The organism is Pontibacter korlensis (genome assembly GCF_000973725.1).
In the GTDB taxonomy this organism is placed as follows: domain Bacteria; phylum Bacteroidota; class Bacteroidia; order Cytophagales; family Hymenobacteraceae; genus Pontibacter; species Pontibacter korlensis.
The window spans coordinates 5,356,958-5,378,521 of record NZ_CP009621.1; the positions used below are offsets into that span (position 1 = coordinate 5,356,958).

The following is a 21,564-nucleotide window of genomic DNA, read 5'->3' on the forward strand; positions in this document are numbered from 1 at the left end:
GCTTAAGTACACTCTAAAACATAGAGCCTTATTTCAATATGTCTATGGCATTACTCACGGCAAGGGCTATAAGGAGCAGCAAGCCCATGCCTCCAAAGAATTTGGTAACCAGACTGTTTCTTTGCTCTCCCATTACAGAAACCTTGTTAGCGGTCAGGTACATTGCCACCCCAATAAAAGGCACCAGGAAAATGGTCACGCTTTGCGCAAACACGATCAACTCCAGGGGCAGCTTCCCGAAAAGCATGGCGATGGTGGCACCCGCTACCATGACCAAGGCAATAAAGAGCTTCACCTGCCTGGAATTCAGATTACTGCCATACCCCAGGGCGTCCCCCAGCAGGGACCCTCCTACGGTAGCATTCCCTACCAGCGAAGAAAAGGAGGCCCCAAACAATCCAGCCAAAAATAAGGCAGAGGCATTGCTGCCAAACAAAGGCTCAAGCGCCATGGCCATCTGCGAGGCGCTGTCCACTTTTATTCCCTGTGGGTGCAGTACAGAGGCAGCACAGATCAGCACCACCGCGCTCATCACACCCAGTATCAGTATCCCGGTGGTACTGCCACCGGTGATGTTGCCGTCTTTATCGGTGGACTTGCTGAGTTTAGCACGCTCTTGCACCAGGTAAGACTGATAGAAGGCTCCCACAATGGAAAAGCAGGAGGCCGTAAATGCAATAATCAGTCCTGTCGAGCCGGTGGGCACACCCGGCACAAAGCCATTGGCCACCCCAACCGCATCGGGATCCGCCATAAACAGGGTTGTGACGAAGGAAAACAGCATCAGGGCCACCAAAAAGATCATCAGCTTCTCCAGCATTTTATAAAAGGAGCGGAAAAACAGCAGCCCGATGCCGAACATATTAAATACGATCACCCATAAGACAGGGCTTGTGCCTGTTCCTTCGGCAATGGCAATTCCTACGCCTATCGAGTTTCCTGCCTGAAAAGAGGTGGTTACCAAAAACACGCCCACACCAATCGCAACGGCTACTTTGCTGCCCCACTGCTGCCGGATCAGGCTCAGCAAAGAACCTTTGTTAACCGCCCCGATCCTGGCTCCCATGCCTGCGAAAACCACCATAAAAAAGATGGCCACGGCCACAATCCAAAGCAGCGAATAGCCATAGTCTGCTCCCATCTTGGAGGTGATGGTCATCTTGCTGGGACCAAATACCAGGGCCGCGGTGATGATACCAGGGCCAAGGGAGAGCAACCACCTTTTTAAGGCACTCTGGCGTATCGGTTTTTTTTCTGTGACTGGAGCGGTCATTATTTCTTTCTAAAGGATTTTACTTCGTCTATACTTACTGCGGAGGCATTATTGCCCCAGCTACCCCGGACATAGGTCAGTATACTGGCCAGTTCATCGTCTTTCAGGAAACTGAAAGCGGGCATGGCCTGATCATACTTGTTACCCTTTACCACGATCGGGCCAGATAGGCCATTGAGCACAATGTTCATCAGCACGGCTTTGTCTCCCGTTACCTGCTCGGCCCCTTGCAACGGAGGAAACGTGCCGGCAACACCCGCTCCATCGTCTTTATGGCAGGAGGAGCAGTATTGGCTGTACAAGGTCGCCCCCGTAAGCTCCTGCGTCACTGCTTCCCCGCCTTTTGCATTGGAAGCAAGCAGTTGTGGCGGTATCTCTGATTCTTTGACTTTTCGGATGAGGAGAATCCGGTCATCGTTTTCTTTCGGGAAACCCGGCGAGGGATTCCAGTCGCGATTGCTGGTGGCTACATAAATATCACCGGACGGAGAGACGCAGATATCCCGCAGCCTGCCGTACTCGTTCTCCCAGAAAATCTCCTCTGAGGTAATGGCTGTTCCATCTGCGTTAAGCTTCAGCACTCTCAGGCTCTTGCCTTTCAGGGTACCGAGCAGGATAGCGTTTTTCCACTCCGGGATGGCCTCAGATTCGTACATGGCAATTCCGGCAGGCGCTATGGTTGGGGTCCAGGATTTTAAAGGCTCTGTTCGCTGATACTTTGCCGCGATGAGGTTCTCTTCGTTCTTGTCATGGAAGCCTTCAATCTCCGGCCAGCCATAGTTGTGCAAGGGCTTGATCAGGTTGATCTCGTCTTCGGTCGCATCTCCATGCTCGGAAGTATAAACTTGCCCGTCAGAGGCAACTGCCAGGCCCTGCATGTTCCGAAAGCCCCAGGCCCAGACGTAGCTTCCTTTGATTGGATTATCAGCTGGCACTGAACCATCGATGTTTATCCGCAGGATTTTGCCGTTCAAGACAGTCGTGTCCTGCGCATACCCATCCTTCACGGCATCGCCGGTGGCCCAAAGCAGCTTGCCATCCTTTGTAAAAGCCACCCGCGCCCCATTGTGGCCCATGTTGCCTTCTATTTGCAGCAAAGTCTTGGCCTTGGTGAGCGTATTGGCTTTGTAAGTATACCGGACAAGCTTTGAGACGATGGTACTGTCCTTTCCTTCACGCGCCGTATAATTCACAAACACAAAAGGATGGCGCTCCATGTCCGGGTGCAGGGCCATGCCCAGCAGGCCCGCTGTTCGCTTATGCCACACATCATCTATTTTGAGCAGTTCGTGCTTTTCCCCGGTGCCCAGGTCCAGCCTGCTCACAGTGCCTTTCAGCTCTGTCATCCAGATGCTGCCATCGTTTCCCCAGGCAATGTCCCAGGGAACGTCTAGGCTATCGGCTACCACGCTTACGCCCAATACCGAGGACCCCAGCTCCAGCGTAGACTCGATAGGGTACTCTTTCTGAAGCACCTCCTGGTCCTTGCTGCTCACGCACCCAAATAGTGCCGCGAAAAACAGTGTTCCTATGAGCTTATGCCTCATCTGAGGAAGTATTTTTTGGCCACTCGGTTGCTATCCCCTGCGATCGGATAAAATCCTGAAACTCTGCCAGCAGTGCCTTGTCTTCCCTGACTTTTCTAGGGATCACACTTTTGCTGCGGGCAAACTTGACGAGCATGCCTACTGACTCCCCAATATTCCACTCCACCGGGTGTAGGCGGAAACAGCCGTTCGTGATGTGGGTGGTACCTATATTTTTGTTGGCTGGCAGCAGGTTCTCCATTCTTACCGGAAGAAGTGCCCCGAGCGGAATTTGGAACGGCAAGGACGCAAAGTCCACATAGTTTACTTTATCCGATGTGGGGTGCAGGTCAATGTGGTAATACCCCGTTCCCACACTATCATAAAAGGAGGCAGCTTTCTCCCGCTCCGTCCGCTTGGCCACTTTAGCCCGGTTCTCCTTCCCCACATGCTCTTCCAGGACGGTAAAGACTGCTTTGATACGTCGTGCCTCCCGCACATAAGGATACTTTGCCAAGCCATCCTCTGTTCCCATGATATCCTTCCGCAGGCGCAGTCCAGGCCAGCCTTTGCCCCCATCTGGTCGGGGAGCCTCCGTTTGGAGCCAGTATAACAGCGACAAACTAAGCTGCTTGGCACTCCGCACATGCTTGTCAAACTCTTTCTCTGATGCACCTATCAGGTTACCAAGCATGTAATCGTTTTGTGGCCAGTTAACAATCGTGATGTCTCCAGCATAGACACCCTCCTTAAAATTCTCCTTGTTAATGATTTTCCTGTAGTTCCAAAGGTTTAGCATATCGCCTGTCTTGTGCCCCTCAGGATGAAAGCCCAGGTTCTTTGGCTTCAAGGTCCGTGGATCAGAGTAATGCAGCGCCAGCAACTTTCCTGCCCAGGCAGGGTTTAGCTCCGGTACATGGTTAACCCAAAAGTCATAATCCTCAGGTTTATCAATCACATGGTTTGCCCCCGGCACGTAATCCATAGCAAAGCACATGGTAAAGGCTTGGTTGCTGTCAGGGTTCGCCTTATCCGGCGCATGCAGCTCACGTGTTTCTTTTTTAGACTCGGTCCCTGTGACAAACTCCGTACCTGTGAGGGGTAACAAATCCCCAAGCTCCGTGGCATCGACAAAGTAAGGCGCAAGCAGGGTCTTATGCTTGCCCGACTGCAGATCCCTGACGGTCACAGAACCGACCTTGTTCCCGCTTACTTGGGCATCACTCACTTTATGCCTCAGCAATAGCACTAGTTTGCCAGAGCTGATATAGGGAGCAAGCATGTCTTGCAACACGGCCAATGCTACCCTTGGCTCATGACATAGCCGGGAAACCGCTCCATCCCCAGGGTTCAGCAATGGATTCTGCTTCGCTTGCTCTGTCAGTGGGTAATTACGTCTATAGTAGTCGCGAATCCCGTTTCTGAAGTCTCGGTACAACTGAGTGGCTCCATGTGTTTCAATCCATCGGTGCTCGTCTGGGGGTACACCTTGGCTTGTAAGTTGCCCCCCTATCCAGTCTGTTTCTTCTGTCAAAACCACCGTTTGACTGTTTCGCAAGGCAGCCATTGCAGCTGCTACTCCTCCTAGTCCCCCTCCCACGATAACAATGTCGGCTGTTAGCTTTTCATCTCCATTCGGTGCGACAGCCTTCTGCACTTCGGCCAAGGCAATCTCTGGGATAGCTACTAAGGAAGCTGTAGCCACGGCTCCTCCAGTAGCCGTCAGTAATTCAATAAAGTTTCTCCTTTTCATCTGGCATGCGTTAATCTCCCGCGGGAGTACTCTTAAATTAAAAAGTAGACACAGTCTGCTCCGAAGGCCAAAGCCTTGACAGACTGTGTCATTGTTCTACCAACCGCTATTTTGCGTAAGATCAGGGTTTATATCCCGCTCTGCCTGTGGCACGGGGAGCAGTATCAGCCGTGGATACCAGAAACGGGTCTCACGGGTGTAACGATCCTCAAGCTGCCCTGTGTAATCCGGAATGCTGTTTAGGTCATGTACCGGCGTTGTCTTGAAGTTTGGAACAGGAGGCAGGTCGGTGCCTGATTTCGAGATACCCACCACTTTACCTGGCATCACAAGCTCAGCGATACCCCACCGACGTATATCAAACCAGCGGAAACCCTCTACGGCCAACTCTACTGTTCGCTCCCTTCTTATCAGCTCTCGAAGCTCCTCCCGGTCCGCCTGAATGTCGGCAGGCACCAAGGGCTGCTTGGCACGGCTTCTCAGTTGATTAATAGCCTCAATCGTGGCCTCATCAACCGTGTTATCCTCAATAGAGGCTTCTGCGTAAGTTAACAGAATTTCGGCGTATCGCATCAGGATAAAGCTTACCCTGGACTGGAAAGCATTCTCGTCCGTCATGGTATACTTAGACCAGAGATAGCCTACCCCACTTTTGGCCGGCCCAAAGGGGTTATCAAAGTCAGCATTGGACTTCACAGTCCAGCTGCCGTCTGGGTTTTTAAAAGAGGTTGTGTTATTGTAAATATCATACACAAAGGTTACTAAGTTCATCGTGACCGTATCTCCAGGCATTGCCACCGTATACTTCAAGCGTAGGTCCCGGTTTGCCCGGGGGTTCTGCGGGTCATACACCGCTGATTCATCGATTCGTTTACCATCAGAGGCCTCAAACATATCCACCAGGCGCTGGGTGGGGAAACGGCCTGACTGCCCTCCAGCTGCTCTGGAGGCGTTGCCCAAGGGCAGGTTCGTTCTCGAGGTTACCTCAGCGTCTGTATACAGCACCTCCAACATAATCTCCCCGCCTGCGTTTGGCTGCTGCCCGCTACGGGTGAAAAGGTCACCGAAGTGTGGGTTCAGGCTCAACCCGGCATTATCCATGACATCCTTGGCCGCTGCCTTGGCTAGAGCGTAGTCTCCATTGTAGAGCGCCGTGCGGGCCTTAAGGCCCATCGCTACAGCCCTGCTTACCCGGCCACGCTCTGTCGGTGCCCAGTCCAGCACTCCCCCTGCCTCATCCAGCTCTTTGTAGATAAAGGCAATGATTTCTGCCTTTGGGGTGCGTACCTGGGTCTTGAACTCAGCCGGCAAAAGCGGCTTTGTGATCAGCGGAGCATCCCCAAACATAAACACTAGGTAGTGGTAAGCCCAAGCACGCAAGACACGGGCCTCCGCCTGCATGCGGTTGAATGCTGCCGGCGACATTTTGTCTTTGTGAGGTTCCATACCCTCTATTATGGTATTTGCCCGCTGGATCGTTGTATAGGCGTATCGCCACAGCCCTGCAGGATGGCTGTTGTAGGTATCAAAGGTTCCCTCGCCCAGATCATTAGCACGCAGGATGGCAATGTCAGTCCACGCATCCGTAGCGGATTGGTAGGGCACCAGGCCGTAACCCCAGTCGATGGAGCGGTAGAGCGCATTTAAGGACACATTGACTGCATTCTCATTTGTTAAGAAGGTGCCTTGCGCAGGGGAGTCAAGCGGTTCTTTATCCAGGAAACTCTCACATCCTCCCAAAAAGGTTAAAGAAAGGCATAGGCCGGCTATATAAGTTATTCTATTTTTCATACGGTTAGAAACTTAAGTTGACACCTGTTGTATATGTGGTCATGATCGGGTAGAACTCGCCGCCTGTGTCCCGCTGCTCCGGGTCAAAGCCCGGGAAATAGTTGCTCCAGGTAAAGAGGTTCTGCCCGCTCACGTAAAATCGTGCAGAGCCGATTTTAACCTTGGAGGTTAGGGACTCTGGAAGCGTGTACCCCAACACGACGTTTTTCAGCCTAAGGAAGGAGCTCTCCCGCATCCAGTAGGAAGATGTTACATAGTTGTTGGTAATGCTGTTGGCCGTCAGACGCGGATAGGCAGCATCAGGGTTCTCAGGAGTCCAGAAATCCCTCTGATGCTCATACATGCTTCCCTGAAAGCTCTGGGAGTAAAAAGGCTGGGTACCCGTTCCTGACAGATAGTTGTCCATTTTTCCGACCCCTTGGAAGAAGGCGGTAAAGTCAAAGCCCTTGAACTGGGCAGCAAGGTTCAGGCTGTACTCATAGCGAGGGAAGTAGTTTCCCAGCACAGTGCGGTCATTTGCATCAATTTTATTGTCCCCGTTGATATCCCTGTACCGGATATCTCCAGGTTTTGTGTTTCCAAAGTGGAAAGGGGCGCCTGCGATTTCATCCTCTGACTGGAACAGTCCCTCCGCAATATAGCCGTAGTACGAGTTATAGGCTTCTCCCTCCTTCGTGATGCGGGAGCCGGCGATATATTCGCGGCCACCAAGATCCACAATCTCGTTTCGCACATCAGACACGTTTGCCGTAACCTGGTAAGTAAAGTCCCTTACAGCATCCTTCCAACCCAGGCTCAGCTCCCAGCCCTTGTTGGTCATCTTGCCAAGGTTAACATAAGGTGCAGACAGGCCGACATAGGAAGGGATAAGGTCCAGTTGCAGCATGTTATCTATGTCACGCTTGAAGTAATCGGCCGTGATGTTAAGTCGGTTATTCAAAAGCCCCAGGTCCATGCCCGCATCCAGAATAACCGACCGCTCCCACTGAATGAATGGATTGGCAGCCGTTGTCAGCGCATAGCCACTGTTCACCACATTACCGAAGAAGTAGTTATAGGCTGTTCCTTTCGCGTAAGAGGTATAGGTGGGGTAGTAAGAGCCTACGTTCTGGTTCCCAAGTGCACCATAAGAAATCCGTAGCTTAGCCTCATTGACTATGTTTGATAAGTTATCCCAGAACCCCTCGTTGGAGATTCTCCAGCCTGCCGATACGGACGGAAACAGTTCCCACCAGTTCTCCTTGATAAACCTGGAAGATGCATCAAGGCGTCCGTTGAGCTCCAGCAGGTATTTCTCCTTATAGTCGTAATTAACACGGCTGTAGGCAGAGGCCATGGTAAATTCATACTCCCCGCCTGCCAGGTTCTGTCCTGTCGCATCGCCCGCGCTCAGGTACGGAAACTCCTCTGAAATGAGGTTCTGCCTGAAGGCATCAATGTTGCTGGTGTTAAAGCTCTCTGTACTGAAGCCGGCCAGCAGTTTCATATTGTGGTCCCCGATTGACTTGGTATAAGTTCCCTGCACCCGAAGCAGGTCTCGCTGCGACTCATCGAAATTATCATAAATGGCATTGAAAGCTGGCCAGGACCGCGCATACTCTAATTTATTATTGGCCAGGTCCGCCACATAAATATCATACTGGCCCTGCAGCCTGCGATTTCGGGCCATCGCAAAGTTTGAACTGTAATTGGCCAAGAGCTCCATTCCCTCAAAAGGGGTATAGGTCACGGTCCCACTGATGATTCTTGTGTTAGTTCTGTACTTGTCAAACCCACCGTCCTCAGCTTGTGCCGCTGGGTTGGAGTTAGACCATCCTTCCCCCCATTCGCCTGTATCGTAACGTCCTGGCACCGTGGCTGGCAGTCCCAGCATGTAACGAATAATACTGGTAGGGGAAGAGTTACCGGGCCAAGTACGCTCAGAGTTATTCAGCACCAGGTCCATGGAAGCTGTTAGCCTTTTTGAAAGAGTAACATCTGTATTAAAGCGCAGGTCGGTTCGCTTGAAGCCAGTATTAGCCGTTAAGCCATTCTGATCCAGGAACCCCCCGGATGCAAACACCTTGATCTTTTCTGTACCGGCAGACACATTGATATTATGGTTCTGCATCAGGCCGTCATTCGTTAAGATCAAGTCCTTCCAGTCTGTGTTGAACCTGGAGAAGTTGTCAGGCCCCAAGCGCTCATACTCCTCTATCTGTTCTGTAAATACTGCTGGCAGCCCACTATTCACCTGAGCGATATCCCATAGCTTCATGTGGTCCAGCGCATTGACCTTGTCCGGCAGGTCTGTTGGCCGCTGCAAAGAAAAATATGAGTTATAGTTTACCTTTACCCCATTCCCACCCCTTTTGGTGGTAATAAGAATAACCCCATTGGCGGCCCTGGAGCCATAGATCGCAGAGGCAGCAGCATCCTTGAGCACTGAGATACTCTCTATACTGTTTGGATCTACTGCGTCCAGGCTCATCTCCACGTTATCTACCAAGATAAGAGGGTTTGAGCCGGCGTTGATAGAGCCCACACCCCTGATGCTGATTCCACCGCCGTCACCGCCCGGCACCCCGGACTGCTGTCGCACAGACACTCCGGGCGCAGTACCCTGAAGGGCAAGCGAGGTAGAGCCAACCTGTCTTTTGGTTAAATCCTTCCCCTCTACCACAGAAACAGCGCCTGTCAGGTTCACCTTCTTCTGTGTTCCATAGCCCACAACCACCAGCTCGCCGAGCTGTTTGGAGGACTCCTCTAAAACCACATTGATTTCCGTAGCGCCGGTTATCTCCACCGTTTTGCTTTCAAAACCAATGTAGCTAAACTCAAGCGTACTCCCCTTGTTCACCGGGGAAAGAGCAAACTGCCCGTTCATATCAGTAGATGTTCCCGTGGTCGTGCCCCGTACAACCACGGTCACCCCGGGCAGCGGCACATTTTGGCCATCAACAACTTTGCCTTTGATGGATAGCACCTGTGCCAGGGCAGCATGTTGCTGCAGGATAGCAACTAATACTACCAGTGTCCAGCGCCACTGCCACTTTTTGGGTAAGAGTATAAGTTTTGTCATAAGATGATTAGGTTAGATGTGTAAATTTTTAATCCCTATGGTATTCAAGGCATGAGGTTGAAACCAATGGTTCCGACTACATTCGCTCCATAGTACTGTGTCTATAGCCACTTATCCCATAGAATAGAATGTAGAGGTAACACACCATTGGCAGCATAAAAGCTATGCCCCAGGTAAAATGATCTATAAGAACTCCTTGCGAGTAAGATACAATCGCACCACCAACGATTGCGGTGGACAGGATACCAGAGGCTTTGGTTGTATAGGAACCCAACCCTTCCACGGAAAGGGAAAAGACAATGGCAAACATCACAGAGTTACAAAGCCCAACAGCAACCATGGACCACACCGCCAAGTAGCCGCTGGTATTAACCGATAAGGCAATCAAGAAAATTGCTGCCATGGCACTGTAGGCCAGGACAGAGGAGGATTTGAATGACTTCAGCACAAAAGATCCTAGTAGGCGGCCCACAAGCATACTCCCCCAGTAAAGGGCAACATAGGTATTTGCCTGTTCCTCGGCAACCTGAAGCGTATCTGCAACATAATTTGTCAAGAAGGTTCCTATGGAAACCTCTGCACCCACATAAAAGAAAAGCGCCCAAACCCCTAGCTTCAGGTTACGGAAAGAAAAGATACTCTTTTTGCCTCCCATTGGCACTCCTCCCCCTCTTGCCTTAATTGCAGGAAGCTTCAGCATGGAAACAGCAAAAGCAATCAGAATCAAAAGAGCCGCAATGCCCAGGTAGGGATATTTCACAGCATCGCTGGAGGCACCTGCCTCCAGCAGCCTAGACATGATAAAGTGGGCTCCGAACAGGGGAGCAACCGTTGTGCCGATGGACCCGACTCCCTGTATCAGCGTGAGCCGCGAGGAGGCTGTGCGTGCCGGTCCCAGCACTGTGATATAGGGGTTAGCGGCCACCTGCAGCAGCACGATCCCAACAGCGATCACAAACAGGGCAGCCAGGAACAGTGGGTACTGGTGCATCACTGCAGCAGGATAAAACAACAGCGCTCCCAATGCGGCAATAAAGAAGCCTAGCACCATTCCTTTCTTATAACCTACCCGCTCTACGACCTTTCCCGCGGGAAGGGACATTACCCCATAGGTCAGAAAAAAATAAAACTGCACCAAAGAAGACTCTGAATAGGTCAAGGTGAAGCCTTCCTTGAAGAAGGGGACAAGCGTATCATTAAGACAGGTAATAAACCCCATCATAAAGTACAGGACTGCAAGTGAGACCAAGGCTGGACCGTAACTCCCGCTTGCCGTATCCGCAGCCTTCTTCAGGGATATTTCTTGAACAGGTAGATTTGCCATCTTATTTTTCTTGCAGTGTTAAACTTTCATGCTTCTCAGCGATGGCCTCTAAGGCCTTCCAGCACTGATAGAGTCCGCGCGGTACATGGAAGCACCCCTTCCACTTTCCACCTTTCAAAGACAGCAGAGGTTCTCCTTGCCTGTTAAGATAGCCAAACCACTCCCCATACCCCGGGTCCGGGAAACGTGTCCATGTGTACTCATGCACCCGCTGAAACCACTCCCAGCACCTTTCATCTCCTGTGTGCTGATACCCCTTCAGAAGGCAAACTAACGCCTCAATGTGCACCCACCATAACTTCTGATCCCACTCTAGCTGTTGTGGTGGAAAACCCTTGACGTCTTTAAAGTACAGGATACCACCTAACTGTTTATCCCACCCGTAGTCTAGGGCGCGCATGGCCACCTCTACTGTTCTGGAAATCAAGGCTTGGTCATCCAGACGCACGGCCTGGTCCATAATAAACCACATCGCCTCCAGAATGTGCCCGGGGTTAACGACACGCCCCTCAAAAGAGTCACTCACGTTTCCATCCGGGTAAACATTTTCCATGATCAAACCTGTGTCGGGCTGGTAAAAGACTTCCATCACCTCGTGCACCACCTCCTGCACAAGCGTATTTGCTACTTCCTTATCCAGGAGGTGCTCCATTTCAAGGGAAAGGTTACAAAGGATCATGGGCAAGGAGAAGTTCTTTAGGGGCCGGGAACCTGGAAAGACCTTGTTGTACTTCCCCTTAGGGTTTCCGCGACGTTTCAATATATTCTCAAAGGTGCTGCGTGCAATGTCAGCATACACCTCTTCAGGCTTCACCTTGTAAAGGGCACTAAAACCCAGGGCAGCAAAGCAGTCAGAGAAAATATTATAGGGCTGCATCAGCGGCTTGCCCTGCCTATCCAAGGAAAAGTACCAGTTTCCTTCTGCATCACGTCCGTGCTCGATTAAAAACTCAGCGCCATGCACGGCGATATCCAGCCACTCCTGTCTTTTCTCCACCTTGTCGTACAGGCTGGAAAACATCCACACCTGCCGCCCCTGTAACCACATAAACTTATCTGTATCAAACACGTCCCCTTTCCTATCAAGGCAGGTAAAATACCCCCCAAACTCCTTATCCAAAGAATGTTCGACCCAGAAGGGTATGACATCATTGAGCAGACTACCACGGTATAAGTCAATATAACTAGCAAGTTCTTTTGATTTCATTTTACTGCGTTTTCTTTAAGCTTTATTTTACACCCGAGCCTGGTCACCTACCCTTCCCTAAATTTTTCTACACCGGCACTGTCACCACCAGGTGTTTCCTACAGCATAAACAGGACTATGATTAAAAATAAAAATTATTTTTAATATATGAAAACAACTTATAAAATTTATTTAATAAATTAACACTTAATAATGTTATATACTCTTGTTAGAATACAAATTCAATAATTATATGTGTGAATTAAAACAGGTAAAGCATACTATTGCTTTCTACAGGTGTAGAAAAAAACCTGCATTATTAATTTTATTTAATAATGATAAATAGTTTATAGGATAATAAAAATAAGCACAAGAAGTACGCCTGTAAAAACTGTCGCTTTGCCTTTCAACACAGTGCCTACAGGCAAACGTATGGCAGGATCAGGGACAAGCTTGGGTAAACCAATCTAAAAGGGAAGCTCCTCAGCAAAGAGCGACGCTGGCTGCCAATGCATGCAGCGAAGCGTCAAGCTCCCATGCCAAGGCACCTTAGGGCTGCAAAAGCCATAAGGCCAGCACCTGTCTCCAGAGCTTGTTCATCGATATCAAAAGTAGGTGTATGAAGGGAGGCATTCTGCCCCTGTGCAGCAGCACCGACACCCAGCAGGTAAAAGCATGCATCAGCGGCTTGGGCATAATAGGCAAAGTCCTCAGAGGCCATCCAAACATCTGCCTCCAACACGTTCTCCTCCCCCAGGTACTCTTCAGCCCAGGACTTGAACATGGCAGTCAGGCGGTCTTCGTTTATAAGGCAAGGGTAGCCCTGCACGATGGTCACATCACATGATGCCCCCATACAGGCAGCAATACCAGAGGCTACCTCCCTGATTCGCCTGTGGGCTACACCGCGCCACAGTTCATCGGTAGTTCGAAAAGTCCCCTCTAGCGTCGCTTCATCAGGGATCACGTTGACTGCCCCATTCGCGACTACTTTGCCAAAAGATAGCACAGTGGGCGTTTTTGGATCAGCCTCCCTGCTGACGATTTGCTGCAAGGCCAGCAGAATATGTGCGGCAATTACCACAGGGTCCGTGTTCAACTGAGGTTGTGCGCCATGGCCGCCCCTTCCCCTGACAGTGATGTATACCTCATCATTGGAAGCCATAAAGCGCCCCGACCGCACCCCCACCTGCCCGGCACGTATGGAAGGCATGACATGCTGTCCCAACACCGCCTGCGGCCTTGGTTGCTCAAGCACCCCCTCTTTCATCATCTGCAACGCTCCTCCAGGCACCTTTTCTTCGGCCGGTTGAAACACCAGCTTTACGACACCGCCAAACTCGGACCTGAGCTGGTGCAGGATTGCCGCTGCACCCAATAAAGAGGCTGTATGCGCATCGTGTCCACAGGCATGCATCACGCCCTCTTGCCTGGAACGGTAAGCAACAGCGTTTGCCTCCTGAATAGGAAGTGCATCTATGTCTGCTCGCAGGGCTAGCACAGCCTCCGATGGCTTCTCGCCCCGGATGATGCCCACAACACCTGTGTTAGCCATGGTATCCCATGCTATCCCGAGACTATCTAAAGTTGATTTGATGAAACGGGAGGTATTGTGCTCTTGAAATGAGAGTTCAGGATGCGTATGCAGGTACCGGCGATAAGCCACGACATCTTCGTAAAGCCCCTGTGCCAACTCTTGTATCTTCTGTTTCATCTGCTGCTTCCTTGGTAAAGGCTATTATTTACGGAGCTCTCCCACCACAGACTGCCGCGGAGATCCTAGCATGGAGTCAATAGCTTTTTGCGCTTCCGTTCCGATTGCAGAACCCTCTGATATCTCCCAAAGGCTTTGCCCTTCCTGCTGCAGTGCCAACGTACTCACAATCCAACTCTGGGTCCAGCCTGTAAGTGTCCCCCAAGCTCCCCAACCTGCATCGGCATTGGAAGCCCAATACTCCCATCGGTTATAGTCAAAGGCCCTGAACCAGGCACCGTCCAAGTCAGGGTGAACATCACTCTCTACCTGAATGCGCACCAGGAAGTCTGCCAGTTTTTCAACCGCATGTTGGTATTTTGCATCCCCAGTGGCAGCGGCAGCCTCGTTAAGGGCAAAAAAGGCAAAGTTCGTGGTGTAAAGCATGTCTGCAACAGGGTCCCCATTGACAGCAATCAGCGGTGCCTCGTGCTTTCCATAATCTGCATTTGACTTTGTGGCACCGAACATACCGTCTCCCGCTGCCCCAAGCTCTTCTCGAATAGCCCCGCTTTCATCCATATTCTCCAAAAGCCTGTCAGCTATCAGGCTTAGCCATTTCCTGTGCTGCGGCGTATCCTCTACACGCACCAGCCAGGCTAACGGCAGGATCATCCTGGCCCTCTCTTGTTGTATACCGTTAGTCCATTTCCAGTTGGGGTATCTGTCCATCGTGATGGAAATAGCTTTCTTTGTCTGCTCTAAAAAAGGGCGGTAGCCCGTTTTGTCGTACAGCCACAAGTAACAGGCCCACATCCAGGCCTCAAAGTGCGGATGCGGATATACAAGATCATTCTGCCTGATAGCGTCAAGCCCAGCACTCATAATGAAGGCATCCTCCAGACGCTCCCCCCTGAACCCGTTCTTGCCGGTCGTCCTGAAGTTCGCAATGATGGCCTCGGCGATATACTTGTCCCACGCACTCTCCCCTAGGCGAGCCGACGCCCCTAGGGCACCTAGTATTACCCGAGCGTTGTCGTCCCCATAATACACGTGGGGGTGAGTCGTACTCCAACCTACCAAACCGTAAGTAGCTGCGCCAGGGTCGTTTCTATTACCAGCCCGCAGATTTGAACTCTTGAAAACGTAGTCCAGCAGGTTACCCGCCACCCGCGCCTGCTCAGCAGAGGAATCACTCAACACACTAAGGGCATAGGCTACCTCGGCATTACAGTCGGCACGCATCCAATACCTATATATTTGGGATCCGTCAGCCTGTATCCTGGACAGGTGCCCTTCAAGCACCCCTAGCGAACCATCCCCCGACGGTAGGCTTAGGTCCAGGGGTGGCCCTGCAACACTAGTACCATCTCCCTGTCTTTTGAGGAAAAGGGCTTCCCATTCGGGGTGTACCAGAAAGCGCCCCTTATAAAACCAGTCTGCCCCTCTCCTGATGGCATTTCTGTAATCGTTGGAAGAGAGGATCTCCCCCTTAGCATGCATGGGTTTCACCTGAAGCGGCCAGTTATCAAGCCTCCAGTCCAGCCCAGGGGACAGGTAACGGAAAATGTGTTCCCAAACGGGCCGAATGTGGTTAACAGGGCCAAACCGGGAGGTAATGGCATTGCTCAGCCTCGTGGTTGCTACCAGGAACCTGCCATGTTGAAACAGGAGCGGTTGCGGCTTGACATCGCCAATCCCGTATTGTGCATTATCAAAGCCAGCCACCTTTGCCACTACCACCAGAGGGTTTGGGGCGCTCGCCCCTAATACGTAAGCATTGTGAATAGCAAACAAACCCAGAGAGTCCACGCCTTTGATCTTACTTGTAGCAATGACAGCTCTTTCGAGCTGCGTTTTCAGTGTATCTTGGCTGACGGGCAGGCCTGTAGAGCTTGCCGGATACTCAACAAACACCCTAAGCTTTTTCCTGGCAATCAACCGTCCCACCCCCTGCTCAAATGCAAAGCGCTTCTCTGGATACCCATCAGCAATGAAAATAACACCGCCTCCTTTTCTGGCAGCCTTCACAGCATCGACCTGTTTGGCAATAAGACGGTAACTGTAGTTATTGGCCTCAAGCATCTTACTAACATCACTACCTGCTCTGGAGCAAATGATAATGTCTGTATGGACTTTTTGCCCGTTGCCATCTAAGGAAAACAGCAAGGATACCAGGGTCAGGAGTAAAGCAACTCTTCTCATATTTACTTATGGGTGTACACTATTAAACTTATGTCGTCTGGTCACTCTCAGAGGCACTAACCCTGCTGCACCACAATACCCACCACCTGCACCTAGCTCCGATCCGCCTCCACATGCTAATGTTAAGAAATTGTATATTTAAACACAAACGTATTTAATAAAAAATATTAAGAAGTCTTCTATGTTAATAAAAAAAATGTATATTAATAAGCAAATGAATCTTTCTCAACTATACAACACGAGCAACATATGCGCACAAGAACTTTCCTTTACCTGGCTTTTCTGCTTTTGCCGGCGCTTGCCAGCGCGCAAAGCCATTATGGGGAAACATATGCCGTTATACCCAAGCCGCTAAAACTGCAGCCGCACAAAGGCAGTTTCACCCTCAACACATCCACCAGGGTGGTCTTTGATAAGGCTTTCGGCGGTTCCCCAGCCCTTCAGGCTGCACTGCAGGCGCTGCCTATAGCCTTAGGCAAGGCACAACTGGCAAACAGCAGCACAACACCTGGAAAGGGCAACACTTTGCACTTCGTCCAAGACAGCAGCCTCCGTCATGCGGAGGGCTACAGACTACATGTCCAACGGAAAGGAATCATTATCACCTATAAGAAGCCACAAGGGGCTTTTTACGCCATCAAAACGCTGCAACAGTTGGTGAATCCTGTCACCGGTAGGGTGCCCCGCCTTCTAATAGAGGACCAACCACGCTTTGCTTACCGGGGTGTTATGCTGGACGTCAGCCGTCACTTCTTTCCCCTTGAGTTCATAAAGAAGTACGTAGATGCCCTAGCCTTTTACAAGATCAACACCTTGCACCTGCACCTGACAGATGACCAAGGCTGGCGCATTGAGATCAAAAAATACCCAAAACTGCAGGAAACCGCAGCCTTCAGGGAGCAGACCCTTATCGGGCACCTCAAGGACACACCGCAGGTGTTTGATGGGAAACGTTATGGGGGCTACTATACCCAACAGGAGCTGCGTGATCTGGTTAAGTACGCCGAAAGCAGGTTCGTCACCATTGTACCGGAGATAGAACTACCAGGGCATGCGCAGGCAGCACTGGCAGCCTATCCTGAACTCGGCTGCATACCAGATACCACGTACAGCGTCGGCACGCGCTGGGGTATCTATCAGGATATTTACTGCCCCAGTGAGGCAACCTTCAATTTCCTGGAAGAAGTACTTAGCGAGGTAATCGACATCTTTCCAGGCAAGTATATTCACATCGGGGGAGATGAAGCTCCCAAAGACAGGTGGAAAGCCTCTCCCCTGGCGCAGGAGGTCATCAGGCAACACAACCTTCAAGACGAGCATGAGCTCCAGAGTTATTTTGTGCGCAGGATAGAAACGTTCCTCAACTCCAAAGGCAGGGCGATCATTGGATGGGATGAGATACTGGAGGGGGGCTTGGCCCCAAATGCAACAGTAATGTCCTGGCGGGGGGAAGAAGGGGGAATCGCTGCGGCCAGGCTGCACCACAACGTGATCATGACCCCACACCCGTTTGTCTACCTGGACGCCTACCAGACGCCGGAAGGCAGAGACCTGGAGCCTTTGGCGATTGGAGGGTTTCTCGCCCTGGAGAAAGTCTACTCCTACAACCCCACACCTGCAAGCCTGTCTGAGCAGGAAAAATCATACATCATGGGAGTACAGGCTAACGTTTGGACAGAGTACATGCCTACTCCTGAGCATGTCGAGCACATGACCTTTCCAAGAGCCTGCGCCCTTGCTGAGACAGCCTGGACGCAGGAAGAGCAGAAAGCTTTCCCAGACTTCAGGAAAAGGCTCCTGGAACACACCCGGCACTTTAATGCATGGAACCTCAACTTTGCCACTTATTTTCTAAAAGACACTAACTCACAATAACACATATGAGGCAGTTACTCTATTATTATGTTCTACTCCTGCTCTTTGCCAGCAATGGAGCACTCGCCCAGGAAAAAGGCACCTTTAAAAATCTTGGCCCACAGCTCCATTCTGCCACCTTGCAGGGCTCCGCCTTCATAAAAGCTAAAGGCGGCAAGGAATACGTCTACACCGTCGTCAGGGGGCGCCCTGCCCATTTGGTTGGCTATAACCTGGCCACCAACGAACTGGTGGCAGACCTTCCGCTGGAAAATACAGACGGCTCCTGGGCTATTGTTGCTTCCTCAGACGGAACACTCTATGTCTCCAGTGCGCAAGGCTATCTGTTTAGGCACCAACCCGGTACCCAGAGCCTTGAAAACCTAGGTATTGTCTTGGAGGGAGAAAAGCTGGTATGGGATGTTGTGGCTGGAAAGAACGGAGCAATATACGGGGGTACCTATCCTGGTTGCCGCATCTTCCGCTACCACCCCAAAGACGGATTCGAGGACATCAGCAAAGGGCCGGTTGTAGAAAACCAGCAGTATGCACAATTCCTGGCTTATGATGACAACACCCATAAACTGTATGTGGCTGTCTATGTTGGTGCAAATGTGGTTGAGATTGACCTCAGCACCGGCGCTAAACGGGAGCTCCTTCCTGAACACTACCAAAGGAATGGCTCCATCTATAATCTGAAACTGGTTCAAACCCGCACAGGAACACAACTGCTTGTGTGGCTCAACAACAAGGGCGTTGGAAGGGAGACGCTCGTTATAGATACGCAGACAGGGGTCCTAATGGGAAAAATGGGTTCTATGGAAGTGCGCACGCTGCTACAAGAGGATAAAGGTTCTACGATCTTTTACACAGTAGACTCCGACTTATTCAGGGGCAATCTAAAGGAGGCATTGTCTGTCGCACCCAAACAACTCTTATCGTTTGAAGGCAAAGCCAAGGCAGCCCGGTGGAGAAATAAACAGGAGGTTGAGCTGTTTACTTCGGCAGGGGAATTAATAAGGCACAATACCAAAACCGGTAAAACCAGCACCATCAGCCTGCAGGTTCCCAAGCAACCGATCGATATTCAGAGCATATGTTATGGTCCAGATAAAAGAGTCTGGCTTAGTGGCTACCTGGCTGGCGGTAATGCTGCCTATACCCCTGCAACAGGGGAGACGGTGGAGTACACTGGCTTGATCCAGTCTGAGGGAATGGCCAGTCAAGGCAAGGACCTGTACTTTGGGGTTTACCCCCATGCCCAGCTGTACCGATACGACACCCGCACGCCCTGGAACATAAGTAAAGCCAACCCTAAACTTATCCAGCAGGTTGAGGGCCAGTCAAGGCCCTTTGCCATCCTGAGTGTTGATACCCTGCAGAAGGTGTACTTCGGAACAGTACCCAACTATGGCGTCCTAGGCGGGGCAATTACTGAGTATAACACAGCCACGGAGGAAACGGTAACTTACACAAATATCGTGAATAAGCAGTCACCCGTATGCCTTGCCTACGCTAATGGGATGGTTTGGGGCGGAACAAGCATCTCTGGTGGCCTTGGCATTTCTCCTAGCGCGAAAGAGGGTAAGCTTTTCTGCTGGGACCCAGTGAAACGGGAAACTGTTTTCGAGACTAGTCCAATTGCGGGTATTATGGCCGTTACAGCCTTGGTGAAGGGGCCAGACGGAAACCTTTGGGGCATGGCCGACGGAAACCTCTTTGTTTTTGACCCGGTACAGAGGAAAGTTCTGCGGAAAAGGAAAGTGTATGAAGTGCCCCCTAAACGGACACACCTGTGGAGAGATGCATTCCTGGTGGCACACCCTTCCGGGAAGGTATACGGTACCGGTGGACGGAAAGTCTTCGCTATTGACCCTGACACGCTAAACGTCGAAATCCTTCGAGAAGGGCTGGATCTGCTGACCATGGATGATGAGGGAGTGCTTTACTTCAGGCAAGGGGCTGACTTGTGGAGCTACACTCCCTGAATATTCCTTTGATAGCCAGAATGGGGAGGAACCAATAACCCATAAAGCAGAAGCCAAAAGAAGCGGGGTCATGGCCTTAAGGCCATGACCCCGCTTACAAAAAACGCCACTTCCGGGTATGCTCTAAAGGCTTCCTTTTCTCATTTCGCTCACCGCATAGTTGACCGCTCTCGCTGTCAAGGCCATGAAGGTCAGGGAAGGATTTTGTGTTCCTGTCGAGGTCATACAAGCCCCGTCGGTGACAAAAACATTCTTACAGGCGTGCAGCTGGTTATACTTGTTCAGGAGTGAGGTCTTCGGGTCACGGCCCATCCTCACGCCCCCCATCTCATGAATATCGAGCCCCGGTGCCTGCCTGCTGTCATTGGCGTGAATGCTCTTGCATCCGGCTTTGTCTAGCATCTCTGCGCCCTGCTCCAGAAAGTCCTTCAGGGATTTTTCGTCATTCTCATCATACCCAACCGACACCTTCAAAAGAGGCACACCCCACGCATCCTTCTCACTGCCACTAAGGCTAACGTGGTTGCTTTCCTTCGGGATCGTCTCACCTTGCATCATCATGTAGATACCCCAATTCCCCGGCTCCAGCAATGCATCCTTGTAGGCTGCACCAAGCTGCTCGCCGTTTGCAGGGGCGCCTGCTCTAGCCCTGCTGGCGCTGTAGAAGACCATGTATCCCCGCAAGAAGTCTGTTTCCTGCCTGTGCACGTTCCGAAAGTTGGGCATCATCACAGCACATGGCCGCCGTCCAAAGTAGTAACTATCCTCATACCCTTCCATACTGGCCGAAAGCGTACCCCGGTAGTTGTGAAAGGCTACATACTTCCCTAACAGTCCATTGTCATTTCCTAAGCCTGCAGGAAATCTGCCTGATGTGGAATTCAGCAGGATCAGGTTTGTATTCAGGGTGGCTGCATTCACAAAGATGATTTTAGCGAAATATTCCTGTACCTCCATAGTATGTGCATCTATCACCCTTACCCCCACTGCCCTACCCTTCTTTTCATCATAAAGGATAGAGTGCACCACCGAATCGGGGCGAAGGGTTAGCTTACCGGTTTTAGCAGCCCAAGGCAACGTAGAGGAGTTGGAGGAGAAGTAAGCCCCATAGGGGCAGCCGCGCTGGCATAGGGTTCTGGCCTGGCACTGGCCCCGCCCCTGCTGGTGATGGATTTCCTCAGGCTTCGTTAGGTGGGCGCAACGGCCAATCACCACATAGCGGTCCTGGTAAGCTTCTACAATTCTGTTGCGGATCGCTTTCTCGACCACGTTCATCTCCCAAGGAGGCAGGAACTCCCCATCTGGCAGGGTATCCACCCCATCTTTGTTTCCGCTAATTCCAACAAAGCGTTCCACATAGCTGTACCAGGGGGCTAAGTCTTCATAACGGATAGGCCAGTCTACGGCAAACCCATCGCGGGCAGGCCCTTCAAAATCATACCTGCTCCACCGTTGTGTCTGCCGCGCCCACATCAGCGACTTGCCGCCTACCTGGTAGCCCCGTATCCAATCAAAAGGCTTTTCCTGCACATAAGGGTGCTCTGAGTCCTTTACAAAAAAGTGGGTGGCATCCTCTCGAAAGGCGTAGCACTTGGATGCGATCGGGTTCTCCTCTTTGACTTCTAGTGGCAAGCGGCCACGGTGCGGAAAATCCCAGGGGTTCTTGATAGCCGTGGGATAGTCTTTCACATGCTCCACGTTTCTCCCACGCTCCAGTACTAACGTTCTCAGCCCTTTTTCACACAGTTCTTTGGCAGCCCAGCCGCCACTGATCCCCGACCCGATCACGATGGTATCAAAGGTACGGTCAGAAAATTTGGAGGAATTGCTATTTGCCATCTTACTTGCTTGAAGTGATTTTAAATCATCAAATGGCTGAAGGCCGGTACATGCCGGCCTTCAGGATATTT

12 protein-coding genes are annotated in these 21,564 nt (G+C 51.2%); 2 read left to right on the forward strand and 10 right to left on the reverse strand.

Going from position 1 to position 21,564, the window contains the following annotated elements; translation table 11 throughout:
* Window positions 1-28: 28 nt before the first annotated feature.
* From PKOR_RS22915 to PKOR_RS22955, 9 genes are all read right to left on the reverse strand, one after another.
* Window positions 29-1,273 (reverse strand): NRAMP family divalent metal transporter, encoded by a 1,245-nt coding sequence (locus tag PKOR_RS22915; protein ID WP_046313745.1) that lies wholly within the window; start codon window positions 1,271-1,273, stop codon window positions 29-31.
* Entirely contained in the window at window positions 1,273-2,820 is a 1,548-nt protein-coding gene (locus PKOR_RS22920) for a PQQ-dependent sugar dehydrogenase (RefSeq protein WP_046313746.1), read from the reverse strand. The genes PKOR_RS22915 and PKOR_RS22920 overlap by 1 nt, the downstream gene beginning before the upstream one ends.
* Window positions 2,810-4,552 (reverse strand): FAD-dependent oxidoreductase, encoded by a 1,743-nt coding sequence (locus PKOR_RS22925; RefSeq protein WP_046313748.1) that lies wholly within the window; start codon window positions 4,550-4,552, stop codon window positions 2,810-2,812. The genes PKOR_RS22920 and PKOR_RS22925 overlap by 11 nt, the downstream gene beginning before the upstream one ends.
* A gap of 96 nt (window positions 4,553-4,648) precedes the next feature.
* Window positions 4,649-6,343, reverse strand: a complete 1,695-nt coding sequence (locus tag PKOR_RS22930; RefSeq protein WP_046313750.1) for a RagB/SusD family nutrient uptake outer membrane protein — start codon at window positions 6,341-6,343, stop codon at window positions 4,649-4,651.
* 4 nt (window positions 6,344-6,347) lie between these two features.
* Window positions 6,348-9,404: a SusC/RagA family TonB-linked outer membrane protein gene (locus tag PKOR_RS22935; protein WP_052739060.1), complete on the reverse strand. Its 3,057-nt coding sequence runs from the start codon at window positions 9,402-9,404 to the stop codon at window positions 6,348-6,350.
* A gap of 76 nt (window positions 9,405-9,480) precedes the next feature.
* Complete coding sequence (locus PKOR_RS22940; RefSeq protein WP_046313752.1) at window positions 9,481-10,728, reverse strand: sugar MFS transporter; 1,248 nt, start codon at window positions 10,726-10,728, stop codon at window positions 9,481-9,483.
* Window position 10,729: 1 nt separating this feature from the next.
* On the reverse strand, window positions 10,730-11,935 hold the full coding sequence (locus tag PKOR_RS22945; RefSeq protein WP_046313753.1) for a n-acyl-d-glucosamine 2-epimerase: 1,206 nt from the start codon (window positions 11,933-11,935) through the stop codon (window positions 10,730-10,732).
* A gap of 505 nt (window positions 11,936-12,440) precedes the next feature.
* The gene (locus PKOR_RS22950; protein ID WP_046313755.1) at window positions 12,441-13,628 is read right to left on the reverse strand and encodes a M20 metallopeptidase family protein; all 1,188 of its coding nucleotides are present in this window, start codon (window positions 13,626-13,628) and stop codon (window positions 12,441-12,443) included.
* 24 nt (window positions 13,629-13,652) lie between these two features.
* Window positions 13,653-15,812 carry a hypothetical protein gene (locus PKOR_RS22955; protein ID WP_052739061.1) on the reverse strand — a complete coding sequence of 720 codons (2,160 nt, stop codon included), beginning with the start codon at window positions 15,810-15,812 and terminating at the stop codon, window positions 13,653-13,655.
* 249 nt (window positions 15,813-16,061) lie between these two features.
* On the opposite strand from PKOR_RS22955, the gene PKOR_RS22960 reads away from it, so the two are divergent.
* Together PKOR_RS22960 and PKOR_RS22965 are read left to right on the forward strand one after the other, a co-directional pair.
* Window positions 16,062-17,687 (forward strand): beta-N-acetylhexosaminidase, encoded by a 1,626-nt coding sequence (locus PKOR_RS22960; protein ID WP_046313758.1) that lies wholly within the window; start codon window positions 16,062-16,064, stop codon window positions 17,685-17,687.
* A 5-nt stretch (window positions 17,688-17,692) separates the two neighbouring features.
* Window positions 17,693-19,654, forward strand: coding sequence for a hypothetical protein (locus PKOR_RS22965; protein WP_046313760.1), 1,962 nt, complete (start codon window positions 17,693-17,695; stop codon window positions 19,652-19,654).
* Window positions 19,655-19,777: 123 nt separating this feature from the next.
* On the opposite strand, the gene PKOR_RS22970 is transcribed toward PKOR_RS22965, so the two are convergent.
* Window positions 19,778-21,493 carry a GMC oxidoreductase gene (locus PKOR_RS22970; RefSeq protein ID WP_046313763.1) on the reverse strand — a complete coding sequence of 572 codons (1,716 nt, stop codon included), beginning with the start codon at window positions 21,491-21,493 and terminating at the stop codon, window positions 19,778-19,780.
* Window positions 21,494-21,564 lie beyond the last annotated feature (71 nt).

Bases quoted from the DNA above. Each gene is read 5' to 3' on its own strand.
- PKOR_RS22915 (WP_046313745.1), bottom strand. From the start codon at position 1,273: ATGACCGCTCCAGTCACAGAAAAAAAACCGATACGCCAGAGTGCCTTA.
- PKOR_RS22920 (WP_046313746.1), bottom strand. From the start codon at position 2,820: ATGAGGCATAAGCTCATAGGAACACTGTTTTTCGCGGCACTATTTGGG.
- PKOR_RS22925 (WP_046313748.1), bottom strand. From the start codon at position 4,552: ATGAAAAGGAGAAACTTTATTGAATTACTGACGGCTACTGGAGGAGCC.
- PKOR_RS22930 (WP_046313750.1), bottom strand. From the start codon at position 6,343: ATGAAAAATAGAATAACTTATATAGCCGGCCTATGCCTTTCTTTAACC.
- PKOR_RS22935 (WP_052739060.1), bottom strand. From the start codon at position 9,404: ATGACAAAACTTATACTCTTACCCAAAAAGTGGCAGTGGCGCTGGACA.
- PKOR_RS22940 (WP_046313752.1), bottom strand. From the start codon at position 10,728: ATGGCAAATCTACCTGTTCAAGAAATATCCCTGAAGAAGGCTGCGGAT.
- PKOR_RS22945 (WP_046313753.1), bottom strand. From the start codon at position 11,935: ATGAAATCAAAAGAACTTGCTAGTTATATTGACTTATACCGTGGTAGT.
- PKOR_RS22950 (WP_046313755.1), bottom strand. From the start codon at position 13,628: ATGAAACAGAAGATACAAGAGTTGGCACAGGGGCTTTACGAAGATGTC.
- PKOR_RS22955 (WP_052739061.1), bottom strand. From the start codon at position 15,812: ATGAGAAGAGTTGCTTTACTCCTGACCCTGGTATCCTTGCTGTTTTCC.
- PKOR_RS22960 (WP_046313758.1), top strand. From the start codon at position 16,062: ATGCGCACAAGAACTTTCCTTTACCTGGCTTTTCTGCTTTTGCCGGCG.
- PKOR_RS22965 (WP_046313760.1), top strand. From the start codon at position 17,693: ATGAGGCAGTTACTCTATTATTATGTTCTACTCCTGCTCTTTGCCAGC.
- PKOR_RS22970 (WP_046313763.1), bottom strand. From the start codon at position 21,493: ATGGCAAATAGCAATTCCTCCAAATTTTCTGACCGTACCTTTGATACC.